The 25800-nt window shown below is 71.1% G+C and carries 17 protein-coding genes; 4 read left to right on the forward strand and 13 right to left on the reverse strand.

What is annotated here, in order from left to right:
- Positions 1–32: 32 nt before the first annotated feature.
- The 5 genes from A3G1_RS0117895 to A3G1_RS0117915 form a co-directional block, all read right to left on the reverse strand.
- Positions 33–467: a hypothetical protein gene (locus A3G1_RS0117895; protein WP_157641212.1), complete on the reverse strand. Its 435-nt coding sequence runs from the start codon at positions 465–467 to the stop codon at positions 33–35.
- A gap of 163 nt (positions 468–630) precedes the next feature.
- Positions 631–7008, reverse strand: a complete 6378-nt coding sequence (locus A3G1_RS35400; protein WP_157641213.1) for an RHS repeat-associated core domain-containing protein — start codon at positions 7006–7008, stop codon at positions 631–633.
- Positions 7009–7251: 243 nt separating this feature from the next.
- Positions 7252–8013 (reverse strand): imidazole glycerol phosphate synthase subunit HisF, encoded by a 762-nt coding sequence (hisF, locus tag A3G1_RS0117905; RefSeq protein WP_026212250.1) that lies wholly within the window; start codon positions 8011–8013, stop codon positions 7252–7254.
- A 285-nt stretch (positions 8014–8298) separates the two neighbouring features.
- Positions 8299–8682, reverse strand: a complete 384-nt coding sequence (locus tag A3G1_RS0117910) for a RidA family protein (protein ID WP_026212251.1) — start codon at positions 8680–8682, stop codon at positions 8299–8301.
- Between the two features lie 58 nt (positions 8683–8740).
- A complete protein-coding gene (locus A3G1_RS0117915; protein ID WP_018350854.1) occupies positions 8741–10366 on the reverse strand; it encodes a proprotein convertase P-domain-containing protein in 1626 nt (541 codons plus the stop codon).
- Positions 10367–10467: 101 nt separating this feature from the next.
- Here A3G1_RS0117915 and A3G1_RS0117920 point away from each other — a divergent pair, with 101 nt between their 5' ends.
- The 3 genes from A3G1_RS0117920 to A3G1_RS0117930 all read left to right on the forward strand — a co-directional run bounded on the left by A3G1_RS0117920 (position 10468) and on the right by A3G1_RS0117930 (position 18554).
- A complete protein-coding gene (locus A3G1_RS0117920) occupies positions 10468–13110 on the forward strand; it encodes a helix-turn-helix transcriptional regulator (protein WP_018350855.1) in 2643 nt (880 codons plus the stop codon).
- Positions 13111–13250: 140 nt separating this feature from the next.
- On the forward strand, positions 13251–17045 hold the full coding sequence (locus tag A3G1_RS0117925; protein ID WP_018350856.1) for a LamG-like jellyroll fold domain-containing protein: 3795 nt from the start codon (positions 13251–13253) through the stop codon (positions 17043–17045).
- 114 nt (positions 17046–17159) lie between these two features.
- Positions 17160–18554: a S28 family serine protease gene (locus A3G1_RS0117930; RefSeq protein ID WP_018350857.1), complete on the forward strand. Its 1395-nt coding sequence runs from the start codon at positions 17160–17162 to the stop codon at positions 18552–18554.
- Between the two features lie 40 nt (positions 18555–18594).
- On the opposite strand, the gene A3G1_RS0117935 is transcribed toward A3G1_RS0117930, so the two are convergent.
- Entirely contained in the window at positions 18595–19542 is a 948-nt protein-coding gene (locus A3G1_RS0117935; RefSeq protein WP_018350858.1) for a helix-turn-helix domain-containing protein, read from the reverse strand.
- A 106-nt stretch (positions 19543–19648) separates the two neighbouring features.
- On the opposite strand from A3G1_RS0117935, the gene A3G1_RS0117940 reads away from it, so the two are divergent.
- Positions 19649–20668, forward strand: coding sequence for a saccharopine dehydrogenase NADP-binding domain-containing protein (locus A3G1_RS0117940; RefSeq protein WP_026212252.1), 1020 nt, complete (start codon positions 19649–19651; stop codon positions 20666–20668).
- Positions 20669–20981: 313 nt separating this feature from the next.
- On the opposite strand, the gene priA is transcribed toward A3G1_RS0117940, so the two are convergent.
- Genes priA through hisD form a run of 7 tightly spaced genes read right to left on the reverse strand, consistent with a single transcriptional unit; the run spans position 20982 to position 25722 of the window.
- Entirely contained in the window at positions 20982–21698 is a 717-nt protein-coding gene (gene priA / locus A3G1_RS0117945; protein WP_018350860.1) for a bifunctional 1-(5-phosphoribosyl)-5-((5-phosphoribosylamino)methylideneamino)imidazole-4-carboxamide isomerase/phosphoribosylanthranilate isomerase PriA, read from the reverse strand.
- Positions 21695–22018 carry a hypothetical protein gene (locus A3G1_RS0117950; protein ID WP_018350861.1) on the reverse strand — a complete coding sequence of 108 codons (324 nt, stop codon included), beginning with the start codon at positions 22016–22018 and terminating at the stop codon, positions 21695–21697. The genes priA and A3G1_RS0117950 overlap by 4 nt, the downstream gene beginning before the upstream one ends.
- Positions 22011–22628 (reverse strand): imidazole glycerol phosphate synthase subunit HisH, encoded by a 618-nt coding sequence (gene hisH / locus A3G1_RS0117955; protein ID WP_018350862.1) that lies wholly within the window; start codon positions 22626–22628, stop codon positions 22011–22013. The genes A3G1_RS0117950 and hisH overlap by 8 nt, the downstream gene beginning before the upstream one ends.
- Complete coding sequence (locus A3G1_RS41160; protein ID WP_169437587.1) at positions 22625–22777, reverse strand: hypothetical protein; 153 nt, start codon at positions 22775–22777, stop codon at positions 22625–22627. The genes hisH and A3G1_RS41160 overlap by 4 nt, the downstream gene beginning before the upstream one ends.
- A 4-nt stretch (positions 22778–22781) precedes the next feature.
- Positions 22782–23390, reverse strand: coding sequence for an imidazoleglycerol-phosphate dehydratase HisB (hisB, locus tag A3G1_RS0117965; protein ID WP_018350864.1), 609 nt, complete (start codon positions 23388–23390; stop codon positions 22782–22784).
- The gene (locus A3G1_RS0117970; RefSeq protein WP_018350865.1) at positions 23387–24436 is read right to left on the reverse strand and encodes a histidinol-phosphate transaminase; all 1050 of its coding nucleotides are present in this window, start codon (positions 24434–24436) and stop codon (positions 23387–23389) included. Before A3G1_RS0117970 ends, hisB begins: the two co-directional genes overlap by 4 nt.
- On the reverse strand, positions 24433–25722 hold the full coding sequence (hisD, locus tag A3G1_RS0117975) for a histidinol dehydrogenase (RefSeq protein WP_026212253.1): 1290 nt from the start codon (positions 25720–25722) through the stop codon (positions 24433–24435). Before hisD ends, A3G1_RS0117970 begins: the two co-directional genes overlap by 4 nt.
- Positions 25723–25800: the final 78 nt, after the last annotated feature.

Below are 25800 nucleotides of genomic sequence, written 5' to 3' on the forward strand. Positions count from 1 at the left end.
ACTGGCGGCTCCAGAAGACGACCGTCATGAAGTTAGGACCTCTTAGCCCGGGCGTCCTTGGCCAGAAGGTAGAAGATGAGGAAGCCGACCGCGGTCATGGCGAGCCCGAACAGCGTCCACAGCCACGTACCACGGACGTGCACCCAGGTGTCCGTGCTGTCGGAGTCCTTGGCGAAGTCCTCGGGGTCCTCCGGGTTGATCCAGAGCCGCACCTCGGCCGGCCACTCCCGGCAGCCGGTCGTCCCGCCACACCTGGTCCAGGTCTCGTAGGCCCGCCCGCCGTACGTGTAACTGAGTTTGATCTTGTCGACGCCCTTGGTGCCGCCGGCCTCCGTCTTCGTGACGGCGGCCGGGACCGATACGCCGCCGGCCTTGAGGTCACTCCAGTGGCCCGCGGTGTTCGCGGCCTGGAGAGGCGCTCCGATCAGCAGCGCCAGCCCCAGCAGCGCCAGGGCGGTTCCGAACACGATGACCAGCCACTTGGGCGGCTGGGACCGCTGTGGCGCTGGCGCGGGCTGCGGCCGTTTCCTGTTCTGGGCCACGGCATCCTCCCCGGGGATGACTGAGGTTGCTACTCGGGTGACCGGGTGGCCCCGGGGAATCGTATCCCCGGGGCCACCCGGCGTTACATCAGTGGAAGAACGGGTTGGGCATGTTCTGTGGTGTCCACTTGTAGGGATCGGTCAGGTTGTTGTCCGTCGGCTTGTTCCACGGCGCGGAGGCCGGAGTGGAGACCGCGGTCCAGGCGACCTGCGTCGAACCGGCAGCGCTGCCCTTGATGACCGCCTGCCAGTCCGTCACGCCGCCCGGCCGGAACTGCTCGCCCCAGCCCATCGTCCGCGTCGGAGCCTTGGTGCCGTTACGAGCAGCCTGACGGGTCAGCTGCCTGCTGATCTGGGTTTCCAGCCTGACGCCCGGCAGGCCCGGTACCTTGGCCGCGACCGCGTCAATGGCCAGACCGCCGCCGAGAGCCGCCCAGCCCTTGGCGCTCTTGTACCTCTCCTCGTCCACGAAGTCGTAGATCCGGCCGGCCGAGGACACGCCCCAGCCGATCGCGCCGACCACGGCGCAGGTACCGGCGGTGGCCAGGATGCAGGCTGCCATGCCCGCCACGGCCAGGCCGCCCGTGACCCAGTCCTTGTTGCCGCGCCACCAGTCGCTGGCCCGGCCGTCGACCAGGCACTTGAGTTCCCAGAAGTCGCACTTGGGCTTCTTCGGCGGCTCCGGGGCCGGCGGCGGTGCCAGGCACCGTTCCGGCTGCGGGGCCCGCTGCTGCGGCGGGGCGTGCTTGGACGCGGCCACCGGGCCGACGAAGTCCGTCCGCACGGTGATCACGGTGATGTCCAGCAGCCAGAGGCCGACCATGTTGCCGTACCGGTCGAAGCCGCCGGAGCAGCCGCCGTTGCCGCACAGCACGTAGTAGTCGACGCGCCAGTACTGGATCCAGCCGTTGCCCTGCTTGGTGAACTTCTGTGTGCCCACGTACACCCAGTTGTCCGACAGGCCGCTCGGGTCGGAAAGGGTGACCGGGTTGTTGTGCGCGTAGGCGTAGCCGTTGAGCGACTGCGGGTCCGTGGACTCGAACAGCGGGTCGGCGGAGATGAACCGGCCCAGGCCCGGGTCGTACTCGCGTGCGCCCAGGTGGGTCAGCCCGGTGTTGTCCTCCGTGCCGCCGACGAAGCCCTTGTCCAGAGTGGACGGCCACGTGCCCGTCCCGCCCCGGACCTCGCCGAACGGCATGGTCCGCCGGATGGCCACCGCCTGGGTCTGCGCGCCGACCGTGATCTGGGCCGTGCCCAGGTGGTCGGCGGAGATCCAGGTCAGCCCGGAGGCGTTCCGCACGGCGATCGTGCTGCCGGTGTGGCTGTAGTACCGGCTGGCGCTCACCGTGCCGTCGGACCTGTTGTACCGCAGTTCCTGCATCGGCAGGTACAGCGTCTTGCCCTTGGGGTCGTTCCGGATCATCCGGGAGCCCTCGGGGTCGTACAGGTAGCTGGTGAGGCCCGTGGTGTCGGAGCTCGACGCCAGGCGGCCCTCCGCGTCCCAGGTCAGCGTCTGCTCACCGCTGGCGCTGGGCCGCTTGCGCGCGCCACCGAGTTCGTCCACGCCGTAGGCGGCCGTGGTGGTGGTGCCGTTGTACGTGGTCGTGGTGCTCTTCAGGCCGTGCTTGCCGGGCTCCAGGGTGTAGCTGGTCGTCCGGTCTCCGCCGGGCAGGCCGTGCTCGACCTTCTGCGCCCGGTTGCCGGCCGCGTCGTAGCCGAAGCTCTGCCAGTACGGCGCGGCGCCGCCCAGCGGCCCGGTACCCGGGTCCGCGGCGCAGTCGCCGCTGGCCGGGGTCCACGCGTGCTTGAGCCGCTGGAGGTTGTCCACCCGGAAGCACTGGGTGTCCGAGGCCGTCAGGTCGGAGATCTTCTCCACGTTGCCGGCCGGGTCGTAGGTGTAGCGGACGTCGGCGACCGTGGTCGGAGCCGCCTGCTTCGAGGTCCAGATCTGGGAGATCCGCCGGGTGTCCGTCTCGTAGGTACGGACCACGTCGACGGTGTTCCCGCCGTTGTTCTGGAGGGTGTAGGCACCGACCTCACCGAAGGACGTGTAGCTGGTCGAGCCGACCAGGCTGGTCCGCAGGCTGGTGCCGTAGTTCGAGCTGAGCGTGACGGGCTGGCCGAGCGCGTTGTAGCCGTAGGTCAGCGTCTCGGTCTTCAGGCCGCCGGCCGCCGGGATCCGCACCGTGTCCTGCGAACCGTCCTGGTTGTACGTGTAGACGTAGGAGTAGGTGCCGTTCAGCCCGGTCTCGGTGTCCGGTACGACGATCTTCGTGCCGGTCGGCTTGTAGTCGATGGTGTAGCCGGTCACCTCGGAGGTGTAGGCCGCCCCGCCCGAGTAGCGGATGGTCTTCACGGGCTTGCCGTTGACCTTGTTGCCGCTGGACAGCACGTCGTAGGTCCACTCGGCGAGCTTGGTCCCGGTGTCCGCCGGGCCCTGGAACAGGCCGGTCTTGCGGTTCAGCTTGTCGTACGTGTGGGTCAGGGTCACACCCCGGGCGTCGGTCGAGGTCAGCAGCTCGCCGCCGTCGCCGTACGCCGAGGTGCTCGTGCCCTTGTCCGGGTCGATGGTCTTGACCTTGCGGCCACGCATGTCGTACTCGTAGGTCCACTTGAGACCCGAGGGACCGGTCAGCTCGGTGAGCTGGTTCTTCCGGTTGTAGGTGTACCTGGTCGCGGTGAAGCCGGTGTCGGAACCAGCCGCCACCCCGGCGTCGTACTGCCGGATCTCCCTGACCCGGCCGCCGGCGTCGGTGACGTTCGAGCTGACCACGCCGCCGCGCGGCGGGATGGTGTCGACGCGGTCACCCGAGTACTGGATGCTGGTCCGCCACTTCTCCGTCCCACCGGGGCTGCCGCCGGACGGCGCGCTGGTCATGAGGACGGTGGCGGTCTTGCGGCCGGCACCGTCGTACAGGGTGGTGTTCTGAGCCGGGATCACCTCGCTCGGGATGAACAGGTTGTCGCCCGGCGCGACAGTGCTCAGGTAGGCGCTGTTCTCCCGGAGCACCCGGCCGACGCTGTCGTAGTAGGTGTCGGTCACGACGGCGTTGGGACCGCCGGCCGCGTCGGGGATCTGGGTCTGGCGTGCGCGCAGGAGGCTGTCGTAGAAGGTGCGGGTGGCGATGTAGCCGCCTGCCTGGTTCAGCTTCTCCGTCTTCACGACGCTGGGTGCGTTGTTGCGGAACAGATAGGTGTACCGCATGGAGGGGTCCTGCGTGCCCCGGTCGCGGCCCGGCTGCCACACGGCGGTCAGGTTACCGAGACCGTCGTACGCCATCTCGGTCCTGCGGCCATTGGAGTCCACAGTGGACGTGGCGTGCCCCCAGGCTGGCTCGATCGTGGTGACGGTGTTCCACCCCATCGGATCCGTGACCGTGGTACCGGTGACCGGACCACCCTTGGCCGGGGTGTACGCCGTCTTGATCGTGTTGCCCTTGACGTTGGCGGAGACCACCGGACGGCCGTGGTCGTCGTAGGTCGCCGTGGAGGTCTGGAGGTAGGAAGGCGCGCCGTTGTACTCCTTCAGCGCGTCCGTCCGGGTGACGTCACCCTTCGTCGGGGCCGCGCCGTGCCCCTGGCCGTCGTAGTAGGTCAGGTCGTCGCTGAGCACGTCGTCGGCGGTGATGCCGGTTCCGGCCAGCGCCTTGGCGCAGTCCGTGGCGTACGCGCGCACCCGCGAGACCGTCGCCACGATCCACCGGCTGCTGCTCGTACTGCGGGCGTAGTCGCTGATGCTGCACTTCTCGTCACCGGCACCGGGCTCGCCCAGGTCCTCGGACCGCAGCTCCATGCCGTAGGTGTCGTCGTACACCGTCCGGGTGATCGTGGTGCGGGCAGGCCTGCCCTTGTCCAGGGCCGCCCGGTAGTGGATGGCTCCGGTGTGCAGGAACCTGGCGTGCACCGTGGTGCCGTTGATCGTCCGGGTGGCGGTCGGCGGCGACTGCCAGGGCTCGTGCACCTCGGCCGACACCTCGGCCCCGCCCGGCCCGTTGTACGTGATCACCTCACGGACCTGGCCGCTGAAGGCAGCCTCGTCGTTGACCGCCGGGGCGGTACCAGCCGCGGGCAGCTGCACGCTGCGGGTACCCGAGGGCAGCTTGTCCCCGTGCATGCCCCGGAAGTAGCGGGTCTCCACCGAGGTCCGCTGGCCGGCGTCGCCCTTGGTCGTCCGGACAGCGCCGTAGCCCCGCCACACCGACCAGTTCTTGCTGTCGGCCTTGATCAGGCCGTCGTCGTCGGTGTAGTGCCAGGCCGGAGCGCCCAGGTAGTCGTAGTGCGTCTGGATCAGCGGCGAGCCGCCGGTCAGGTCGGCCTCGATCACGTCGGTCACGACGTATTTGTGGAAGAAGTCGATGACCGGGCTGGTGTAGCCCTGCGGGATCCACTTGACCGGGTAGCAGCGCTTGATGTTGTCCTGGAGATTGAACTTGTCCGGGACGTTGGAGCCCGCCACGCACTCCGGAGCGGAGTACGTCACGTCGATCTTGCCGCCGGACTCGGTGTTGATCGTCTTGATCCGCCACCAGTTCATCGCCGGGGAGTGGTCGATCGTGTCCACCCGGTTGGCCAGCTGGATGCCGGTGAAGCTGATGTCCGGCAGGGTGGCCGTGCCACCCACGTGACCGGTGTGCCCGATCTTCTGCAGCCACAGCCCGGCACGCGTGCCGTCACCCGGGTCGGGGAACGAGTGCGTCAGGGTCCAGCTGTCGACGTTGCGGTACGCCGAGCCGCCCCATACCTGCGTGGTCACGGTGGCCAGCCGCCGGGTGGTCCAGAAGCTCGGGTACGGCAGCTGGCAGCTGCTGGCCTGGCAGTCCTGGTCCCACGGGGTGTCCGGCCAGTGCGCGGCGTCCCTGGTACCGCAGGAGGACAGGCACCGGTCGCCGTAGCCGAACTCGACCCGCGCCGGCGCGCTGCCGGACACGTCGGTCCGGGTGCCGTACTCGATCCGGCTGAGGTAGCTCGCCCGGTCGTAGCTGGTCGCGTTGCTGGGCGTGCCGTTGCGGCCGTACTTGTTGGTCTCCTTGGCGTACGTGTACGACATCGTGTTGCCGTGCGTGTCGACCACGTAGTCGAGGTTCCACCGCCAGGCCTGCGCGCACCACGACTCGTTGTACGTGGTCAGCCTGCACGGCTCGCCGGAGTGGTTGCCGAACACCGGGACGGTCAGGGTGGACTGCGCCGCCCGGCCGAACCAGTACTGGACGCCGGTCGGCGTGGTCACCACCCAGTGCTCGCCGTCGTTGTCGCCGTTGCCGTTGCCGGTCTTGCGCTCGACGTAGCTGCCGTCGTCCGCGCGCAGCCGCCACCGCCCGGCGACGTTCGGATCCTTGATCAGCTCACCGCCACGGCCGGGCATCGACAGGGTGGCGTTGTCCGTCACCCAGCACAGGTCGCTGGTCTTGGACGTGTTGTTCGGGTTGCCGGCCATGTCGTCGGAGCACGGGACGTACCGCCGCTCGATGTACCCGGCACTCCAGTCGAAGCCCTCACCGATCTCGGACGGCTGGTTGTTGGAGGCCGCCATCCGGCCGTCGACGCTCGCCGAGGAGTAGCCGAAGGCGATCGACGGCGCGGGGCCGCCGGCCGCCGGGGGCACGCGCAGCGGGTACGACCAGCTGAAGTCGCCGGCCGCACCACCGGCCGACCAGCTCGACGAGGAGGCGAGCGGGGTGGCGGCGTAGCTTCCGGATGTGCCGGAGGCGCCAGCGGACAGCGCGAACAGCCCGCCGGACGGCGCCGCGGCGAACGACCTGGCGGCGCTGTCGGCACCGGGCAGGCTGAGGGTCGCCGTCACCGAGCCGGCCTGGACGTTGTTGACGCCTTCGACCGGCTTGCCCTGGCAGCCAGCTGCGGCCGGGGTGGTCAGGGCGCACTCGGGCAGGGCGTAGAGCCGGAGCCGGCCTGCCCAGTCGCCGCCGTAGCCGCCGCGGAAGGCTGAGTAGTCGACGGTCACCTTGGCCTGGGTGCCTGCCCCGTCGGTGGTGGCCCGGAAGACCATGCCGTTCGCGCCGGCCGCCGTGGTGGCCGCCCGGTCGAGTACCTGCAGGCGCAGCTTGCCGGCTGTGCCCAGCGCGGAAGGTGCCGCGGCTGCGCCCTTCGGCGCCTGGCCGGCTGGTTCGACCCAGATCGGCAGGTCACCGGCCCTGGCCGCGCCGGAACGCAGCCCGGCGGTCCGGTCACCCGCGCCGTCCAGGCTGATCTCGGCCGTACCGGCGGCCGGCCAGACGGGCGGCCTGGCCGGCGACGGGGCCTGTGCGGTGGTTTGCGGGGACTGGCCCGGCTTCACCGTACGGCCGGCGACCGGCTTCTCTTTCTGAGCGCTGCCCGGCTGGTACCTGGCCTTCGGAGCGGCCAGCGCCGGGGAGGCTGGCAGGAGGGACGCGGCCATGGCGGCGGCGAGCCCGGCTTGGAGCAACCGGGTACCGGCCCTGGCCAGCGCATAACGGGATGATAAGCCCACTGTGGACTCTCCTCATCAGCGATGGAGGGGTGCGAGAGTCGCAGAAAGCACCCTGAATCGCCCGTCGCCGGGCAGAAGGGTGCTACCAGGAAAAAGGGATGGTCAGCGGCGAGGCGCCCAGCACAGTGGACGGATACCGACTTGGTTACGCGCAGGCAGAACGGCTCGCATAACAACCCCCGTGGTTGGTTACCGCGACGCCGTGAGTAGACAGTCCCCGGCGGGCGACTGTCAACCTGACATTTACCGGACCGGATACCCGGCCGTGGCGAGAGTGGACTTGACCTCGCCGATCGTCAGCTGGCCGAAGTGGAAGACGCTGGCGGCCAGCACGGCGTCGGCTCCGGCCTCGACGGCTGGCGGGAAGTCGGCGAGCGCCCCGGCCCCGCCGCTCGCGATGACCGGGATGCCGACGGCCGCGCGGACGGCCGTGATCAGCTCCAGGTCGAAGCCGGCCTTCGTACCGTCGGCGTCCATCGAGTTCAGCAGCAGCTCACCGGCGCCCAGCTCTGCCACGCGGACGGCCCATCCGATCGCGTCGATGCCGGTACCCCGGCGGCCGCCGTGCGTGGTGACCTCGAAGCCGGAGGGTGTCCCGGGGGCCCGGCGGACGTCCAGCGACAGGGTCAGCACCTGACGGCCGAAGCGCTCGGCGATCTCGGAGATCAGCTCGGGGCGGGCGATGGCGGCCGTGTTGACCCCGACCTTGTCGGCTCCGGAGCGCAGCAGCACGTCCACGTCCTCGACGCTGCGGACTCCCCCGCCGACCGTGAGCGGGATGAAAACGGTCTCCGCCGTCCGGCGCACCGTGTCGAGCAGGGTCCCGCGCCCGGCGGCCGAGGCGGAGACGTCCAGGAAGACCAGCTCGTCGGCCCCTGCAGCGTCGTACGCAGCCGCGAGCTCCACCGGGTCGCCAGCGTCGCGCAGGCCCTCGAACTTCACGCCCTTGACCACCCGGCCCGCGTCGACGTCGAGGCAGGGGATCACCCGGATGGCCACAGTCATGGTCCCAGGTTAGCCGCGGGGGCCGGGCGCCCCCCGCGCCCAGCCCCCGGCCTCCCACTCCCTGGACCACGGCCCTCCACCGCCGTCCAGGTGCCCGGGTCCCCCCTGGAGACGGGGACCCGGACCCCCGGCCCGCACCGTCCAGGGCAGCGAAGCGAGAAGACGGTGCGGTCCGGGGCTGGCGGCCCGAGCAGCCGCCACGCACCGGCCCGGGCCCCGGACGGGCCGCAGACACACCCGGCCGGAGCCCGGGCCGGCAGTCTCACCGGAGCTGGCAGGCCAGCGTCACGGGTGGTACGCCTCCACCTCGACCTCGACCAGGTGGTCCGGGTGGAGCAGCCGGGCGGCGACGACCAGGGTGGCGGCCGGCTTCACCACGCCGAACAGCTCGCCGTGCGCCCGGCCCACCGCGTCGGCGTGCGCCGGGTCGGTGATGTACATCCGGGTCCTGACCACCTCGCCGACCGAGGCTCCCGCGTCCACGATCGCGTCGAGCGCGATCCGGAACGCCTCCTTCGTCTGCCCGGCCGGGTCGCCGGCACACCGGACATCTCCGTCCACTGTGGCCGTGCACCCGGCCGAGACGATCCACGGGCCGGCCTTCACCGCCCGCGAGTAGCCGTACAAGCTTTCCCAAGGGCCATTCGAGCTGAATCGCTGAACAGTCATGCCCGGCTCAACGCTTGTGCATCCAAGTTCGTAACGGCCTTCGGGCGCCACAAGCCGTTCAGACGGTGACAGTCCAGCCGTTTAGGCTACCGAAATTCCATGCTTTGCCATCGGTTACCCGCAATGTCCAGGTGCCGCTGGCCGCCGAGGAGACATGCGGGATCTGGTATGTCCCGCCGGAGTAGCTGGTACAACCGGAGCCACTTGACTTCACCGGGTACTGCTGGCCACCAGGAGCGAGCAGGACGATGCTGAGTTCCTCGCCGCACCAGTGGGAGGCGCTGACCTTCACCGTCACCGTGCTCGCGGCGGAGCCGGTGGCCGTGGAGGTGATGGGGCTGTTGACGGAGCCCGGGTCGGGTACGAAATAGAACTGGTTGTTCGTGAAGGTGCGCCCCGACGGCGGCTGTGTCGTCGGCGGAGTGGTGGTCGGCGGGACTGTGGTCGGGGGTGCCGTGGTCGTGGGCGGTGCGGTGGTCACCGGGGGTGTGGTGCCGGTGGTGTAGAGCGTGAGGTTCCATTTCGACAGAGCTTCGGCGACGGGCTGGAAGACTGTGTTGGGGTTGCTCTGCCCGCACGGGTTGCCGCCGCCGGAGTGCAGGCCGACGGCCTTGGTGCCCAGCACGTACGCCCCGCCGGAGTCCCCGCCGCCGGAGCAGGCGTCCGTGTAGGACAGTCCGTCGATCACGAGCCCGTTGCCGTAGTTGACGGACTGGTTCACGGCGGTGACCTTGCCGCACCGCCACTGGGTGTTGTTTCCCGAGTGGCACACGGCATCGCCGACCAGCGCCTCGGCCGTACCGGTCACCGCGACTGACCCATTCCCCCAGGTGTTGACCGCGCTGCTCAGGCTCCAGTTGTTCGCGTGGTTGACGGCCACGGCACCGAAGTCGCCCTCGCGCGCGTTGACGCTCCGCGAACCGCCCACATTGGACGTGCCTAGCTGCTCGCCCTTGGTACCGGAGGAGTTCTTGCCGAATGCGGCCTGGTTGGCGTCGTTGGTGCAGTGCCCGGCGGTGACGAAGTGCTTGCCGCCCTGGGCGTCGGTCGCGGCGAACCCGATCGAGCAGTAGGTCTCCGTGCCGGGCCACCACGGGTCGCCGCCCTGGACAACTCCGCTCTGCTGCCGGACCTGCGCCGGCTCGGTGACCACGCGCACGGCCGGGCTGAGCTGCTGTGCCCGGGTCACGAAAGGCGTGGCCCGCGTCGCGTCGTGTACCCGGATCACGACGCTCCCGGTCTGGGCATCCACGCCCCAGCCGTTCACGCCGCCCAAGCCGTTCCCGCCGTCGCGGCCGGGCAGCTCGCCGATCAGCCTGGCGATGCCGGACAGGTCCGCGAGGCTGTACTGGAGCTTCTTCGGGACGCCGCCAGCCGCCCGGACAGCGGCGGCCTCGCTCTCCGAGGAGACGGCGACGGTGAGCTTGCCGCTGTCCGCGTCGAACCAGGCGCCCGCGCGCAGTCCCGGTGCGAGCCGGGCTGCCGCCGCGTGGGCCTGGTCCTGCCTGACCAGCCGGTCCTTCGCCTGCTTCTCGGTCAGCCCGAGGTCGCGGCGCAGGCCGGCGACCACGCCGGACTCCGATGTGGACAGTGGCGTGGACGGTTCGGCCGCGAGGGACACGGCACCAGCCGCCGCGGCCGTGACGGCCCCGGCGAGGATCGCTATCAGTGGTGTCTTCTTCATGTCCGGGAACGCTAGGCAGCCCCGGAACCTGGCGATATAGAGGTTTCCCTTGCATTGCCCCCTTCACCCTCCGTTAAGGAAAAATCTATTACCGTCGCTACATGGCCCCGCTTCCCTTTCCGGTACCGGCGGCGCCGGCCCTGGTCGGCCGGGATGAGCTGCTGGTGGAGGTGCGCCGGCGACTGAGCACAGTGGGCCGCGCGATGCTCACGGGCTGTGACGGTTCCGGCAAGTCCGCGATCCTCGGCGTGATCGCGGCCGAGCACGGGGCCGGCACGGTCCGCGCGTCCGGCACCCCGGACGGATCGGCCGGCAGCCTGGCGGGCGCCGTGCTGGCCGAGGTACTCGCCGGGCTCGAACTCGGCAGCCTGCCCGGCCCGCAGCGGCTCGCGGCACGGCAGGCACTGCGGCTGGAGCCGGGTGAGCCCGATTCGCTCGCGCTGCGGCTGGGCGTGCTGGCCGCGCTGCGGGCCGCCGCCCCGGTACTGGTCGTGGTCGACGACGCGCACCTGATCGACGCGGAGAGCGCCGGCGTGCTGGCCTACGCGCTCCGCCGGGCCGGCCCCGGGGTCAGGCTGCTGGCGGCCGGCCGCAGGCTCGGCTGGGATCTGGGGCCGCCGCTGGAGGTACCGCCGCTCGGGCCGGGTGAGGTCGCCGCGTTCCTGGAGGCGCACGGGCTGTCGTGCCGGCTGGCCGGTCCGGTGCACGCGGCCAGCGGCGGCAACCCGGCCCTGATGCTCGACATCGCGTTCGGCGGGGACGGGAGCGGGCTGGCACGCAAGCGGCTGGCCTCGGTACCGGAGGGGGTCCGGCGGGGCCTGCTGCCGGCCGCGCTCGCGCACGCTCCGACTGTGGGGCTGCTCCGGCGGGCCGGATGCGGGGCTGCGGAGCTGGCTGCCGCCGAGGCCGCCGGGCTGGTGACCATCGCGGGCGACCGGGTGGAGTTCACGGCGGGGGCGCTGGCGGAGGGGCTGGTCGCCGGGGCGGGGTGGGCGGATCGGGCCGCCGCCCACCGGGTACTGGCTGATCTGGCTGACGATCCGGTGGACCAGGTGCGGCACCGGGCGCTGGCCACAGACCTGCCCTGTGCCCGGCTCGCGGCGCAGCTCGCCGGAGCCGGGCAGGCCGCCAGATCACGTGGTCACCGGACGCTGGCCGCCGAGCTGCACCTCCTCGCCGCCGAGCGCACTCCCCCGGCCGACCAGCCGTCGGCGGAGACCCGGCTGCTGGCCGCCGCCGAGGACGCCGGGGCCTCCGGGCATCTCGACCTGGCCCGGCAGGCCGCTCAGGCGCTGCTCGCGCGGGCGACCGGGCCTGCCAGCCGCGTGCACGCGCGCCTCGCCGTCATCGACGCGGCCGGGCAGGCCTTCGACGATCTCGACGAGACCTTCGCACACGCGCTCGCCGAGGCCGCCGGTGATCCCGCACTGCTCGCGGCCGTCCACTTGCGACTCGCGTGGAAGGCCAACCTGACGGAAGGCTCGCCGCAGCGCGCGCTGGCGGCCTCCGCTCGCGCCGCGGCGCTCGCGGCCCAGGGTGGCGACGTGGTCCTGGAGGCGATGGCCCTCACGATGCGAGCGCGGGCAGAACGCATCCTGGGTGTACCCGACGCGGAACGCACCCTGGCCGCGGCCCTGGCCCTCGGCGCGCCGGAGGAGCCTATGGGCCTGCGCAACACGCCCAGCTACCTGGCGGCCCGGCACGCCGTGTACGACGACCAGCTCACCACGGCCCGCACGATGCTGCTCGGCCTGCTCCCGGCCGCCGAGCGGAGCGGAGCCGAGGACCTGATCGAGGTACTGCGCAGCCTCGCCGAGATCGAGGCCAGGTCCGGCCGGTGTGCCACCGCGCTCGAACACGCGCACCGGGCGGCCCGGGTCACCGGCGACGCTGGCCTGTCCCCCGGCCCGGCCTGGTACACGGTCGCGCTGGCCGAGGCGTGCGGCGGGAGTTTCGGCCGGGCCGCCTGGTACGCCGACCTCGGAGCCCGATCGTCCGAAGAGGAGCACGACGTCGTGTTCCTGGCCAGGAACCTGCACGTCCACGGGCTGGTCAAGCTCGCGCTCGGCGACGCGGCCGGTGCGGTCGCCGCCCTCAGCCGGGTGGGGAGCCTGGAGGCTGACGGGTACGTGCTCGACCCCGCGGTGCTGCGCTGGCACGCCGACCTGGCCGCCGCGCACGTGGCGGCGGGCGAGCACGACGAGGGGCACGCCGTGATCACCAGAACCCGGCAGGCCGCCAGCACCCTCGACCGGCCCGGTGTCCTCGCCGCTCTCGACCGCGCCGAGGGCCTGTACCGCTCGGCGCTCGGCGACCCGGCGGGCGCCATCGACCTGCTCGACCGGTCGGCCGCCGGATTCGCCCTGCTCGGCCTGCCCGTCGAGCACGGCAGGACCCTGCTCGCCCTCGGCCAGGTGGAACGCCGCCGGCGCCGCCGGTCAGCGGCCCGGGACGCGATGTCGGCGGCGTTCGCGGCCTTCGAGCAGGCCGCGGCCCGGCCGTGGGCCGAGCTGGCCCTGACCGCCCTGGACCAGCTCGACGCGCCGGCCGAGCCCGGTCCGCCGCTGACCACGACCGAGCTGCGGATCGCCGAGCTGGTCGGCCGGGGCGCGAGCAACCGCGAGATCGCCGCCCGGCTCTTCCTCAGCGTCAAGACGGTCGAAGCCACCCTGACCAGGGTGTACCGGAAGCTCGGCGTCCGATCGCGCACCCAGCTGTGTACCCGGCTGCGGGAAACGGAGTAGGCGGCCCAGCCGATTGACAGGAGCGAGAACGGTGCGGATGCTGAACCTCGCTTTTTAGCGTCAAGTGAACGGGGACTCGCATGACGACTGCGTCTTTAGTGCGCGCTCGTACAGGCAGAACAACCAGATTAACCACTCTTATGGCCGTTTTCGGGCTGCTCGGCGGCGGGGTCGCCCCGCTGATCCTCGCCCCGGCCGCACAGTCAGCACCCTCGGCACCACGGCCGGCCTGCGAGCCGATGGTCCAGGATCCCGGCGCGGCCGCCGCCCTGGCCAAGGCCTGCGGCAAGCGGGTAGAGGCCGGAGCGCTGCGTACCGAGACCGGTCAGACCTTCGTGAACCCGGACGGCACGAACACCTGGGAGACCGCGCCGCTGCCCCGCCGGGTGAAGCGAGCGGACGGCTCGTGGGCCGACATCGATCTCACCCTCCGCAGGAACGCCGACGGCTCGGTGAGCCCGGCCGCAGCACCCGTCGCGCTGACCATCTCCGGCGGCGGCAACGCCCCGCTGGTCAGCGCGAACACCGAGGGCAAGGAACTCGCTCTCACCTGGCAGGACGGCGCGCTGCCCGCTCCGGTACTGGACGGCACCACCGCCACCTACCCGGAGGTGCTGCCCGGCGTCGACCTGAAGGTCCGCGCGATCCTCGGCGGCTACTCGCAGGTACTCGTGGTCAAGACCCCTCAGGCCGCGAAGAACCCGAAGCTCAGGAAGATCACGTTCGGCACCAGGACCGCGGGGTTCCGGCTGGCCGAGAAGCCCGGCGAGCTGATGTCCAGTGTGGACGAGCAGGGTAAGGAGCCGTTCAGCTTCGGCTCGGCGCTGATGTGGGAGGCCGGTTCCAGGCCGGCCCGGACGGCCAAGCGGTCCGGCGCCCTGGCGGCCCCGGCTGAGGCGGCCCCGGCACGCCAGGCGGAGATGCAGGTGGAGGCCGGCGACGGCACCCTGTCGGTCACGCCGGACCTGTCCATTCTGCACGATCCGGACGCGGCGTTCCCCATCATGATCGACCCGACGATGAGCGGCGGGAAGTGGAACAAGTTCTGCCTGGTCGGCGGCCTGAACTCCTCGTGGAAGGAAACCGAGTACTGGAACGGCGACGGCGAGTACCTCGCCAAGGTCGGCTACTCCGGTGACGCGCTCTACCGCTCGATGTTCCAGTGGGACAACATCGGCCTCGACAAGGGCGGCGAGGGCATCAAGGGCGCCACGATCATCGACGCGAAGTTCATGGCGGACGTGAACAACGCCTGGACCGGCGGGTACCGCGGTGTGCACCTGTGGCATGTCGGCGGGATCAGCCCGGCGACGAACTGGAACAACTCCTCCTGGATCAGCTACCTCGGCTCCCAGGGCGGCAACACCGGTTCGCACATGGAGTGGCCGATCACGGGATTCATGCAGGGCATCGCGAACTGCTGCAACGCGATCGCCCTGGGCCTGAAGGCTCCGAGCGAGTCCGACGTGAACGACTGGAAGCGCTTCAAGCCCGACTCGGTCGCTCTGTCCATCACGTACAACCGCAAGCCCAACGCCCCCTGGGGCCTGACTGTCGACAGCAAGGGGTGCGCCGCCGGCGACGCCAGCCGGCCGTGGGTGTCCACCGCCACGCCGACCTTCGGAGTCTGGGCCTCCGACCACGACGCGGGAGACCTGCGGGCCCTCGTCAGCTGGGGCAAGTGGAACGGCAGCGGATGGCCCTACCAGAACGGCGCCTGGACCGGCACGTTCTCCAACGGCGGGCAGGGTTTCGCCGGCGGCTTCGGCTTCGTGGACGGCGGTATCTACAGCTACTGGGCCGAGGCCCGCGACCCGCTCGACGCGGCCAGCACCTCCACCGGCGGCTGCGAGTTCGGCGTGGACCTGGCTGACCCGGTCGCGCCGGCCGTGACCGGTGACGTGTACAAGCCGGCCGGCTGCCCGCCGGAAGGCTGCGGCGGCGTCGGGCAGGCCGACACCTTCGTCTTCCGGTCCTCGCCCGACGTCGTGAACTACAAGTGGAGCTTCGACGACGTCCCCGGCGAGATCGAAGCCAGGCCGAACGCCATGGGCGAGCAGGTCAAGGTGACCTGGCAGCCGAAGAGCAGCGGGCCGAAGACGCTGCGGGTCAAGGCGATCGACCGCGCCGGGCGGACGGCGACCACCGTCTACCAGTTCACCGTCTCCGAGCTGACCACCCCGGTCGCCAGCTGGAAGCTCAACGAGACCGGCGGCACGACGCTGCTGAACGACGGCACGGGTACCCGGGCTCTGGAGAACGGCAACTGGGTCAACCACCCCGAGGTGTACAACGCGACCCTCAGCGGCGGGGGGCTCGGCGCTCCGGGACGGATCCGGGGCGACAACGCTGACACGGCGCTGGAGTTCGCCGGCAACTCGGGCAGCTACGCGCAGGCTCCGGCCGTGGTGGACACCAGCAAGAGCTTCACGGTGTCTGCGTGGGTGAAGCTGACCGACAACGGTTCGTACCACACAGTCGCCTCGCAGTGCGGCACCAACCGGTGCTCGTTCTATCTCCAGTACGACAAGCCCGCCGACCGGTGGGCGATGCAGCTCACCAACAACGACGACGCCGCGGGCACCCGGGCCTCCTACACAGCGATGTCGGCCTACCCGCCGAAGCTCGGCGTGTGGACCCACCTGACCGGCGTGTACGACGCGGCGGCCGGCAAGGTCCGGCTCTACGTCAACGGCGTGCCCGAAGGCATGAAGCCGGTGCCGGGCACGTGGAACTCGGCCAGCGGACCGTTCTACATCGGACGGAACGGCGGCTGGTTCAAGGGCGGCGTGTCCGAGGTCCAGGTGTGGAACCGGGCGATCAGCGACGCCGAGGTCAGCGGGCTCGCCCCGGCCGTACAGGTCGGTAAATGGAAGTTCGGCGAGGACAACCCGCCGTCGTCCGACACCTCCGGCTACGTGAACGACCTGGACTGGCGGGGCAACGCCACGGTGCCCACCGCGCAGTGCACCCACGATGGACGGTGCCTGACCCTGTCCGGCAGCGCGCCGGGCGGCGCGGCGGCGACGGAGAAGTCCGTGCTGCACACCGACCAGTCGTTCACGGTGTCCGCGTGGGTCAACCTGGCCAGCAAGGGCACGGACCGGGTCGTCCTCACCCAGGACAACCCGACGGAGTTCAAGCCGTTCTACCTGATGTACAACGCGGAGCACGACCGGTGGGTCATGGACGTCCTCCAGGTCAAGACCGGCACTGGCATCTGGTGGAGCGCCCGCTCGACGGCCTCACCGGCGACGGGCACGTGGACGCACCTCGTCGGCTCGTACAGCGCGCACACCGGAGAAGTGAAGCTGTACGTCAACGACGTGCTCCAGCAGACCGTCGCCGGGGCCACCGCCTGGGCCGGCACCGGCAGCCTGCTGATCGGCAGCCGTGGCGACGCCGGCTTCTTCGCCGGGCAGATCGACGACGTTCAGGTGTACCAGGGCGTGCACGACCTGGCCGTCCCGCTGAGCGTGGCGGCGAAGACCCCGGCGACCCTGCTGAGCAGCGCGTGCCGTCCGGTGTACATCACCTCTGAGGCGACCGGCATGTACGCGGCTGCCGAGTTCGGCCGCAGCGGCACGGAGAACGGCATCCTCCGGGCGCAGGGCGTGTGGGCGCTGCCGTGGGAGACGTTCACCTACTGTCACGGTGCCCAGTACGACACGTTCCAGTCGGTGGGCAACGGCACGTACGTCACGGCGGAGATGGGGTACGCCGACCCGCTGCTGTACGTGCTGCGCGCCAGGGCGACCTCCGTCGGCGAGTGGGAACAGTTCGTCGTGAACTGCCCGGCCACCAGCACCTCCTGCACGATCAAGAGCAGGTTCAACAACAAGTACGTGTCAGCGGAGGTCACCTACGGCGGCAACCTGACCGGCACCATGCGCGCCAGGAACGACGGCGTCGGCCCGTGGGAGCTGTTCCACTGATCCTCGCGTAGCGGAACGACGCGTCACCAGGGTGCCCGGCAGCCAGCCGGGCACCCTGTCCCGTTGCCCGGGAAGTCTTCCATCCACACCGGACATATCTCTAGAGTCCGATGCATGAATGCCTTCCGGCGCCTCGCGCTGCCCCTCGCACTCCTGGCAGGCCTGCTGGCCGTGCCAGCGTCCCCGTCGGCGGCAGCCGGCGAGGACATCGCCGACCGCCTGCGGGCCATCCCCGGCATGACCATCACCGAGGAGCGGCCGGCCACCGCGCCGTACCGGTTCTTCGTGCTCGCCTACACCCAGCCCGCCGACCACCGCAAGCCGTCGGCCGGCACGTTCCAGCAGCGGCTGACGTTGCTGCACAAGGACGCGGCCCGGCCGATGGTGCTGCACACGACCGGGTACAACGTGCCGGTGCGCGTGTTCCGCTCCGAGCCGGCCCGGCTGGTCGACGGCAACCAGATCTCCGTCGAGCAGCGGTTCTTCACGCCGTCCCGCCCGGCGTCCGAGAACTGGTCGAAGCTGAACGTCTGGCAGGCCGCGACCGACCACCACCGGCTCGTCACGGCCCTCAAGCCGCTCTACGCCGCGAAGTGGATCTCCACGGGCGCGTCGAAGGGCGGCATGACCTCCGTGTACCACCGGCGCTTCTACCCGTCCGATGTGGACGGCACGGTCGCGTACGTGGCACCCAATGACGTGATCGCCCGCGAGGACTCCGCCTACGACGAGTTCTTCACGCAGGTCGGCGACGCCGCCTGCCGCAAGGCTCTGGACGACGTGCAGGTGGAGGCGCTGAAGCGGCGCGCCGAGTTCGTCCCGAGGTACGAGGCGTGGGCCGCAGCCGGCGGGTACACCTTCTCGATCGTGAAGAGCGCCGACCGGGCCTTCGAGTTCATGGTGAACGGGACGACGTGGGCCTTCTGGCAGTACGGTTCCGCGAGCGACTGCGCCGGCGTGCCGCCGGTGACCGCGACGAGTGACGTGATCTGGGACTGGATGGACAACGTCTACGGCGCTTCGTCCAACACCGACCAGGGCGTCACCGGCTTCGTGCCCTACTACTACCAGGCCGGCACGCAGCTCGGCTATCCGCTCGTGGACCTGCCGCACCTTGCGAAGCTCCAGAAGTACCGTGGCCAGGACGTCGCCCGGTCCTACGTGCCCGCTTCGATCCCGATGTGGTTCAACCCGGTCACGATGATCGACGTCGACCTGTGGGTGAAGCTCTCCGGCCGCAACCTGCTGTTCGTGTACGGGCAGAACGACCCGTGGGGCGCAGAGCCGTTCCAGACCGGCATCGGCACCCGCGACTCCTACAGCTACACCGCGCCCGGCGCGAACCACGGCGCCAACATCGGTGCCCTGGTGACCAGCGAGAAGGACTCGGCGACGAGCGCGCTGCTGCGCTGGGCCGGCGTCACGCCCAGCCTCGCCGGCCCGTCCTACGTCCCGGACCTGGACGACTACAACCCGGCCCTCGACCGGAAGCTCAACCCGGTCCGCTAGACACTGACGCCCGCCGGGAGCGGTGTCTCCCGGCGGGCCCTCAGTCCAGCCGCGCGGTGCGGAACGAGCGCCGGTACGTGTCCGGCGGGACGCCGACCACCCGCTTGAACTGGCGGCGGAGCGTCGTCCCGGTACCCATGCCGGTGGCCAGCGCGACGGACTCGACGCTGTCGTCCGTGTTCTCCAGCAGCGCCTGAGCGCGGCGGACCCGCTGGGTCAGCAGCCACTGCAACGGCGTCTGCCCGAGCACCGACCGGAACTGCCGCCCGAGGTGACGCGGGCTGGTGTGCACCTGCCGGGCCAGGTCGGTGACGGTCAGCGGCTCGTCCAGGCGTTGCTGTGCCCAGGCGAGCAGCCCGGCCAGCGCGTGATCACCCTTGGCCGGCACGGGCGTCGACACGAACTGGGCCTGCCCGCCCGGCCGGTGCGGCTGCATGACGAGCCGCCGGGCCACCGAGTTGGCGATCGCCGCGCCGTGGTCGAGATGGACCATGTGCAGGCACAGGTCGACGGCTGCGGCCTTGCCGGCCGCGGTGAGGACGTCGCCGTTGTCCGTGTACAGGACGTCCGGATCGACTATGGCCAGCGGGTACCGGGCCGCGAGGTCGTCAGCGTGCGCCCAGTGTGTCGTGGTCAGGCGGCCGTCGAGCAGGCCGGCAGCGCCGAGAACGAAGGCACCCGTGCAGAGTGAGGCGATCCGGGCACCAGCCGCGTGGGCGGCGCGCACGGCTTCGACCAGTTCCGGCGGGTGCGGCTCGTCGACATCGGCGCAGGCCGGCACGATCACCGTGCCGGCTGTGACCGCCCGGTCCAGGCCGTGCTCCGGCTCGACGGTGAACGGGCCGACCCGGATCGGTCCCGGGCCGCAGAGGATCACGTCGTACCAGCCGCCGGCGGCCTCCAGCGGCGGATTCCCGAAGATCTCGCAGGCCACGCCGAACTCGAAGTGCAGCTGGTTCCCGGCTGCGAGGATCGCGACGGTGTGCATGTCCGAAAGTGTACGGGCATTGTCGTTCCGGACCAGGCCATCGGGGTACCCGCCCAGCGCAGACTGGTCACATCAGCACGATCGGATACCGAGAGCGGAGACAACGATGAGCGCGACACGTCCGGTGGTTGTGTACGGGGCGACGGGCCACACCGGCCGTTTCGTCGTCGCTGAGCTGCTGCGACGCGGCTTCGGCGTGATCCCGTCCGGCCGCAGCGCCACCAGCCTGGCCGCCCAGTGGCCGGACCTCACGACGCGGGCGGCCACTGTGGACGATCCGGCGGCACTCGACGCGGCGCTCGCCGGCGCCGCAGCCGTCATCAACACGGCCGGCCCGTTCGCCGAGACCGGCGGCCCGGTCCTCGAAGCCGCCCTGCGCGCCGGCATCCCGTATGTCGACGTGGCGGCCGAGATCGAGGCGAACACGGGAATGTTCGCCGAGTACGCCGGCGCGGCCCGCGAGGCCGGCGTCCCGGTCGTGCCGGCGATGGCCTTCTACGGCGGGCTCGGCGACCTGCTCGTCACGGCGGCGCTGGGCGGCAGGGAAGCCGCCGACGAGGTCCACGTCGCCTACGCGCTGAGCAGCTGGCACCCCACCGCAGGAACGCGCGCTTCCGGCCGGGTCTCCGGTGAACGGCGCGGCGGCCGCCGGCTCCGGTTCCGTGACGGCGTGCTCCAGTTCCACGACAACGCACTAGTCGAGACCGGCTGGGACTTCCCGGAGCCGGTGGGCCACCGTCAGGTACTCGCCGAGTTCACGATGGCCGACGTGGTGACCGTGCCCAGCCACGTCGCCGTACCCGACGTCCGCACCTACATGACCGTCAACGCCGCCCGCGAGGTGCTCAGCAGCAGCACCCCCGCACCCGAGGCCGTGGACGAGATGGGCCGCTCGGACCAGACCTTCGTCATCGACGTGCTGATCCGGGCCGGCGGCGAGGAACTGCGGGCCAGCGCGACCGGCCAGGACATCTACGCCGTCACGGCACCACTGGCCGTGGAAGCCGTCCACCGCATCCTCGCCGGCCAGACCCGCACCACCGGCCTGGCCTCAGCCGGAGCGATGTTCGACGCCCCGGCCTTCCTCACCGCACTGGGCGACCACCTGAAGATCCAGCTGCCCTGACCCCGTACCTGTTCCAAGTCAGTGACCACAGAGGGTTCTTCCACCTCAACCACAACCGGGCTGACCGTGAAGCGCCGGCAGACGTCGCAACGATAACGGCGCCCGGGCACGGGTTGGGTGGGCTGGCCGCGGTTCGCTTTGCGCGGAGGCCCCCTGGGGCCGGAGCGCAAAGGGAACCTGCTGAAGCGGCCAGCCTGCCCAACCCCGGCTAGCAACCTTCCAGGGTGACCACTACCGGTCTAACCGCAAGAAGACTTCAAACCCCAGCCACTACAGGTCTAGCCCAACACGTCAAACCCCAGCCACTACAGGTCTACCCCAGCACCTCAAGCGCCTCGCGCACAGTGAACGCCCCCGCGTACAAAGCCTTGCCCACGATCGCGCCCTCCAGGCCCGGGACGGTGGTCAGGGCGCGCAGGTCGTCCAGGGTGGACACTCCGCCGCTGGCCACGACGGGCTTGCTGGTCGCGGCGCAGAACTCCTTGTACAGGGCCAGGTTCGGGCCGGACAGCATGCCGTCCTTGGTGACGTCGGTGAGGACGTAGCGGGCGCAGCCGGCCCGCTCCAGGCGTTCGAGGACCTCGTACAGGTCGCCGCCGTCCTTGGTCCAGCCCCGGGCGGCGAGGGTGCGGCCCCGGACGTCGAGGCCGATGGCGACCCGGTCGCCGTACTCGCCGGCGATCCGGTCGCACCACTCCGGGTCCTCCAGGGCCGCCGTGCCGATGTTGACGCGGGCACAGCCGGTCGACAGGGCGCGTTCGAGGGACTCGGTGTCGCGGATGCCGCCGGACAGCTCGACCTTCACGTCGAGCCGGCGCACCACGTCCGCGAGCTGCTCCGCGTTCGAGCCCCGGCCGAACGCCGCGTCGAGGTCGACCAGGTGGATCCACTCGGCGCCCTGTTCCTGCCAGTCGAGCGCCGCGGCCAGCGGGTCGCCGTAGGAGGTCTCGGTACCAGCCGCGCCCTGGGTCAGGCGGACGGCCTGCCCGCCGGCCACGTCCACGGCTGGGAGCAGTTCGAGGGTCGTCATCGGGTTCTCCGATCCGAGGTGAGGACCAGCAGCGCCGGGCTCACGATCAACAGCAGGACGGTCAGCGCGAGCCTGACCGGCAGTGACGGCACGAAGTACCAGATCACGAAGAGGACGCCGCCGAAGGCGACGGTCAGCGCGGCCTTCTCCGCACGGGAGCGCTGGCGGCCCCTGACCCGGCCGGTCCGTCCTGAGACGAGCGTGGGCGTGACGAGGGCCTTGAGCTTGCGGCGGCGCGCCTCGCGCTTCTCGGCCTGGAGCCGGCGAGCCTGGCCCTCGGCGAGCCGGGCCTCGCGGCGGCGGGCGCGTTCCTTAGCCACCGAGCGTTCCCACCCAGTTGGCGAGGAGGCGGGCTCCCGCGTCGCCGGACTTCTCCGGGTGGAACTGGGTCACGGACAGCGCCCCCGTTTCCACCGCCGCGACGAAGACCTCGCCGTGCTCGGCCGTGGTCACGCCGGGGCCGTCGAAGGGCCGGGCAGCGTAGGAGTGGACGAAGTAGAACCGCTCGTCCTCGACGCCGTCGAAGAGCACAGAGCCGCCGCCGGGCACCCGGACCGGGCTCCAGCCCATGTGCGGGACGATCGGGGCCTTGAGCTGCGTGACACCACCCGGCAGCAGGCCGAGCCCGCGCGTGACCACGCCGTGCTCGTCGCCGTACTCGAACATGATCTGCGCGCCCACACAGATCCCGAGCACGGGCTGGCCGGCCGCCAGCCGCTCACGGATGATCCGGTCGCCGCCCAGGTCGAGGAGCGCGCCCGCGCAGGCCGCATAGGCACCGACGCCGGGTACGACCAGGCCGCCGGCCTCGGCTGCGGCTGTCAGGTCACTCGTGACGGTGACGTCGCCGCCGGCCCGGACGAGGGCCCGCTCGGCCGACCGGAGGTTCCCCGAGCCGTAGTCGAGAACAACCACACCGGGCTGGCTCACTTCGGGAGCATCCACAGGATCCCGCCACCGATCGACAGTGCCGCGAGGGCGCTGACGACGCCGATGACGACCTTCGACGCGCCCTGCTTGTGCAGCGACCAGGCCCCGGCCAGCAGGAAACCACCAAGACCCATCAACGCGATACTCATGGGGTTACAGAACACCCTTCGTGCTCGGCACCTCGGTGCCCTCGATCCGGACCGCGTCCCGCAGCGCCCTGGCGACCGCCTTGAACTGCGCCTCCACCACGTGGTGCGCGTCGGGCTGGGCTCCGGGGCGGGCTGCGCGGAGCACGGACACGTGCAGGGTGATCCTCGCATGGTGGGCGAAGGACTCCCAGATGTGCCTGGTCATGCTGGTCGGATACAGCGGGCCGATGGTGGGGGCCAGGCCGAGGGGCTCGTCGTGGACGCAGTACGGGCGGCCGGAGAGGTCGACGACGGCCTGGACGAGGACCTCGTCGAGGGGTACGAGAGCGTCCGCGAACCGGCGCACGCCGGCCTTCTCGCCGAGTGCCTGGCCGAAGGCCTCGCCGAGCGCGATGGCCGTGTCCTCCAGGGTGTGGTGCGCGTCGATGTACAGGTCGCCCTCGACCGCGACGTGCAGGCCGAAGCCGCCGTGCTTGCCGAGCTGGTGGAGCATGTGGTCGTAGAAGCCGACGCCGGTCGCCACCTGTACCGGGCCGCCGGCCAGGTCCAGCTCCACGAGCACCTTCGTCTCGCCGGTGACCCGCTCGATCCGGCCGGTCCGTGTGCTGCTCATGCCACCAGCTCCTTCATCGCGGCCAGGAAGGCGTCCGTCTCCTGCTCGGTGCCCGCCGTGACGCGCAGCCAGCCCGGCAGGCCGACGTCGCGGACCAGGACTCCCCTGGCCAGCAGGTCCCGCCACAGTGCGGGAGCGTCCGGCGCGCCGAACAGTACAAAATTGGCGTCTGAGTCGGCGACGGGGACCTGGAGCGACCGCAGCTCCCTGACGATCCGGTCGCGCTGGTCCTTGATCTTCTCCACTGTGGACAGCAGCACGCCGCGATGCGCGAGCGCCGCACGCGCCGCCGCCTGGGTGAGGGCCGAGAGGTGGTAGGGCAGCCGGACCAGCTGCACCGCCTCCACGACCTCGCGGCTGGCGGCGAGATAGCCGAGCCTGCCGCCGGCGAAACCGAAGGCCTTGCTCATCGTCCGGGTGACGACGAGGCGCGGGTAGCGCGGCAGCAGCTCGACCGCCGAAGGCGTGCCCGGCCTGCGGAACTCAGCGTAGGCCTCGTCGACGACCACGATCCCGGGAGCCACGTCGGCCACGGCCGCGATGACCTCCAGGTCGAGGGCCGTGCCGGTCGGGTTGTTGGGCGAGCAGAGGAAGACGACGTCCGGCTGGTGCGCCAGCACCTGCCCCACAGGGTCAGCCAGCTCGAAACTGGCCGTGCGCCGTCCTTCGATCCACTGTGTACCGGTGCCGAGCGCCAGCAGCGGATGCATGCTGTACGTCGGGACGAAGCCCAGCGCCGACCGCCCGGGCCCCGCGAAGATCTGCAGCAGCTCCTGCTGCACCTCGTTGGAACCGTTGGCCGCCCACACCTGCTCGGCCGTCAGCCCCAGGTACTCCGCGAGATCGGTGCGCAGCGCGACAGCGTCCCGGTCCGGGTACCGGTTGAGCCCGGCGAGCTCCTTGCCCAGCGCCGCGGCGATCGCCTCGGTGACCTCCGGCGGGACCGGGTAGGAGTTCTCGTTGGTGTTGAGCCGGACGGGCACGTCGAGCTGCGGCGCGCCGTACGGGTGCTGGCCGGCGTACTCCGGCCGGATCGGGAGGCTCATCGCAGCCTCGCCTTCACGGCCGCGCCGTGCGCCGGCAGGTCCTCGGCCTCGGCCAGGGTGATCACGTGCCCGGCGACCTCGCGCAGCGCGGCCTCCGAGTAGTCGATCACGTGCACGGCGCGCAGGAACGTGTGCGTGCTCAGGCCGGACGAGTGCCGCGCGCAGCCAGCCGTGGGCAGCACGTGGTTGGACCCGGCGCAGTAGTCACCGAGGGAAACCGGCGAGTACGCGCCGACGAAGATCGCGCCAGCGTTGCGTACCCGGTCGGCGACGGACGCCGCGTCCCGGGTCTGGATCTCCAGGTGCTCGGCCGCGTACGCGTCGGCGACTTCCAGGCCATGCTCGACATCCCTGACCAGGACGACGCCGGACTGCGGGCCGGTCAGCGCCTCCGTGACCCGCGGCTGGTGCTTGGTCACCTTGACCTGGGCCTCCAGCTCGGCGTCCACGGCGACGGCCAGGGCCTCGCTCGGCGTGATCAGCACGCTCGCCGCCAGCGGGTCGTGCTCGGCCTGGCTGATCAGGTCGGCGGCGACGTGCACCGGGTCGGCGGAGTCGTCGGCCAGGATAGCGATCTCGGTCGGGCCGGCCTCGGCGTCGATGCCGACCGTGCCGCGCAGCAGCCGCTTGGCCGCCGTCACCCAGATGTTCCCCGGGCCGGTGATCATGTCGACCGGGGCGTTCTCCTCGGTGCCGTAGCCGAGGGCCGCGATCGCCTGCGCGCCACCCATCGCGTACACCTCGCTGATGCCGAGAAGGGCGCACGCGGCCAGGACACGGGCGTCGGGCAGGCCGTTGTTGTCCACCTGCGGCGGGCTCGCGACCACGATCTCCGGCACGCCGGCGACCTGGGCCGGGACGACGTTCATGACGACGCTCGACGGGTACATGGCGAGGCCGCCCGGCACGTACAGGCCGACGCGGCCGACCGGCAGCCACTTCTCCGTGACGGTCGCGCCCGGGGCCAGCGTGGTCGTGTGCGACGGGCGGAGCTGGGCCTCGTGCACCCGGCGCACCCGCTCGATCGCGGTCAGCAGCGCCGCGCGGACCTCGGGGCTGAGCGCGTCGGCCGCCCCGGAGATCTCGGCCGCCGGGACTCTCAGGTGCTCCGTGCTGACCTTGTCGAACCGATGGGACGCTTCCTTCACGGCGGCGGCACCATGCTCGCGCACCGCCTGGACAACCGGCCGGATCTGCTCGATCGCGGCGGTCACATCGAACTGGGCACGCGGCAGCAGGCCACGCGGATCCCGGGACTCACCTCGGAGGTCGATGCGGTTCAGCACCACTCCAGCCTAGTCGCCGCTCCCACGCTCCGGACGGAGCTGTCCCGGCATCCGGTACGCGGGTGACCTGGGTCTCCC

The sequence above is a fragment of the Longispora albida DSM 44784 genome (assembly GCF_000379825.1).
GTDB lineage: Bacteria > Actinomycetota > Actinomycetes > Mycobacteriales > Micromonosporaceae > Longispora > Longispora albida.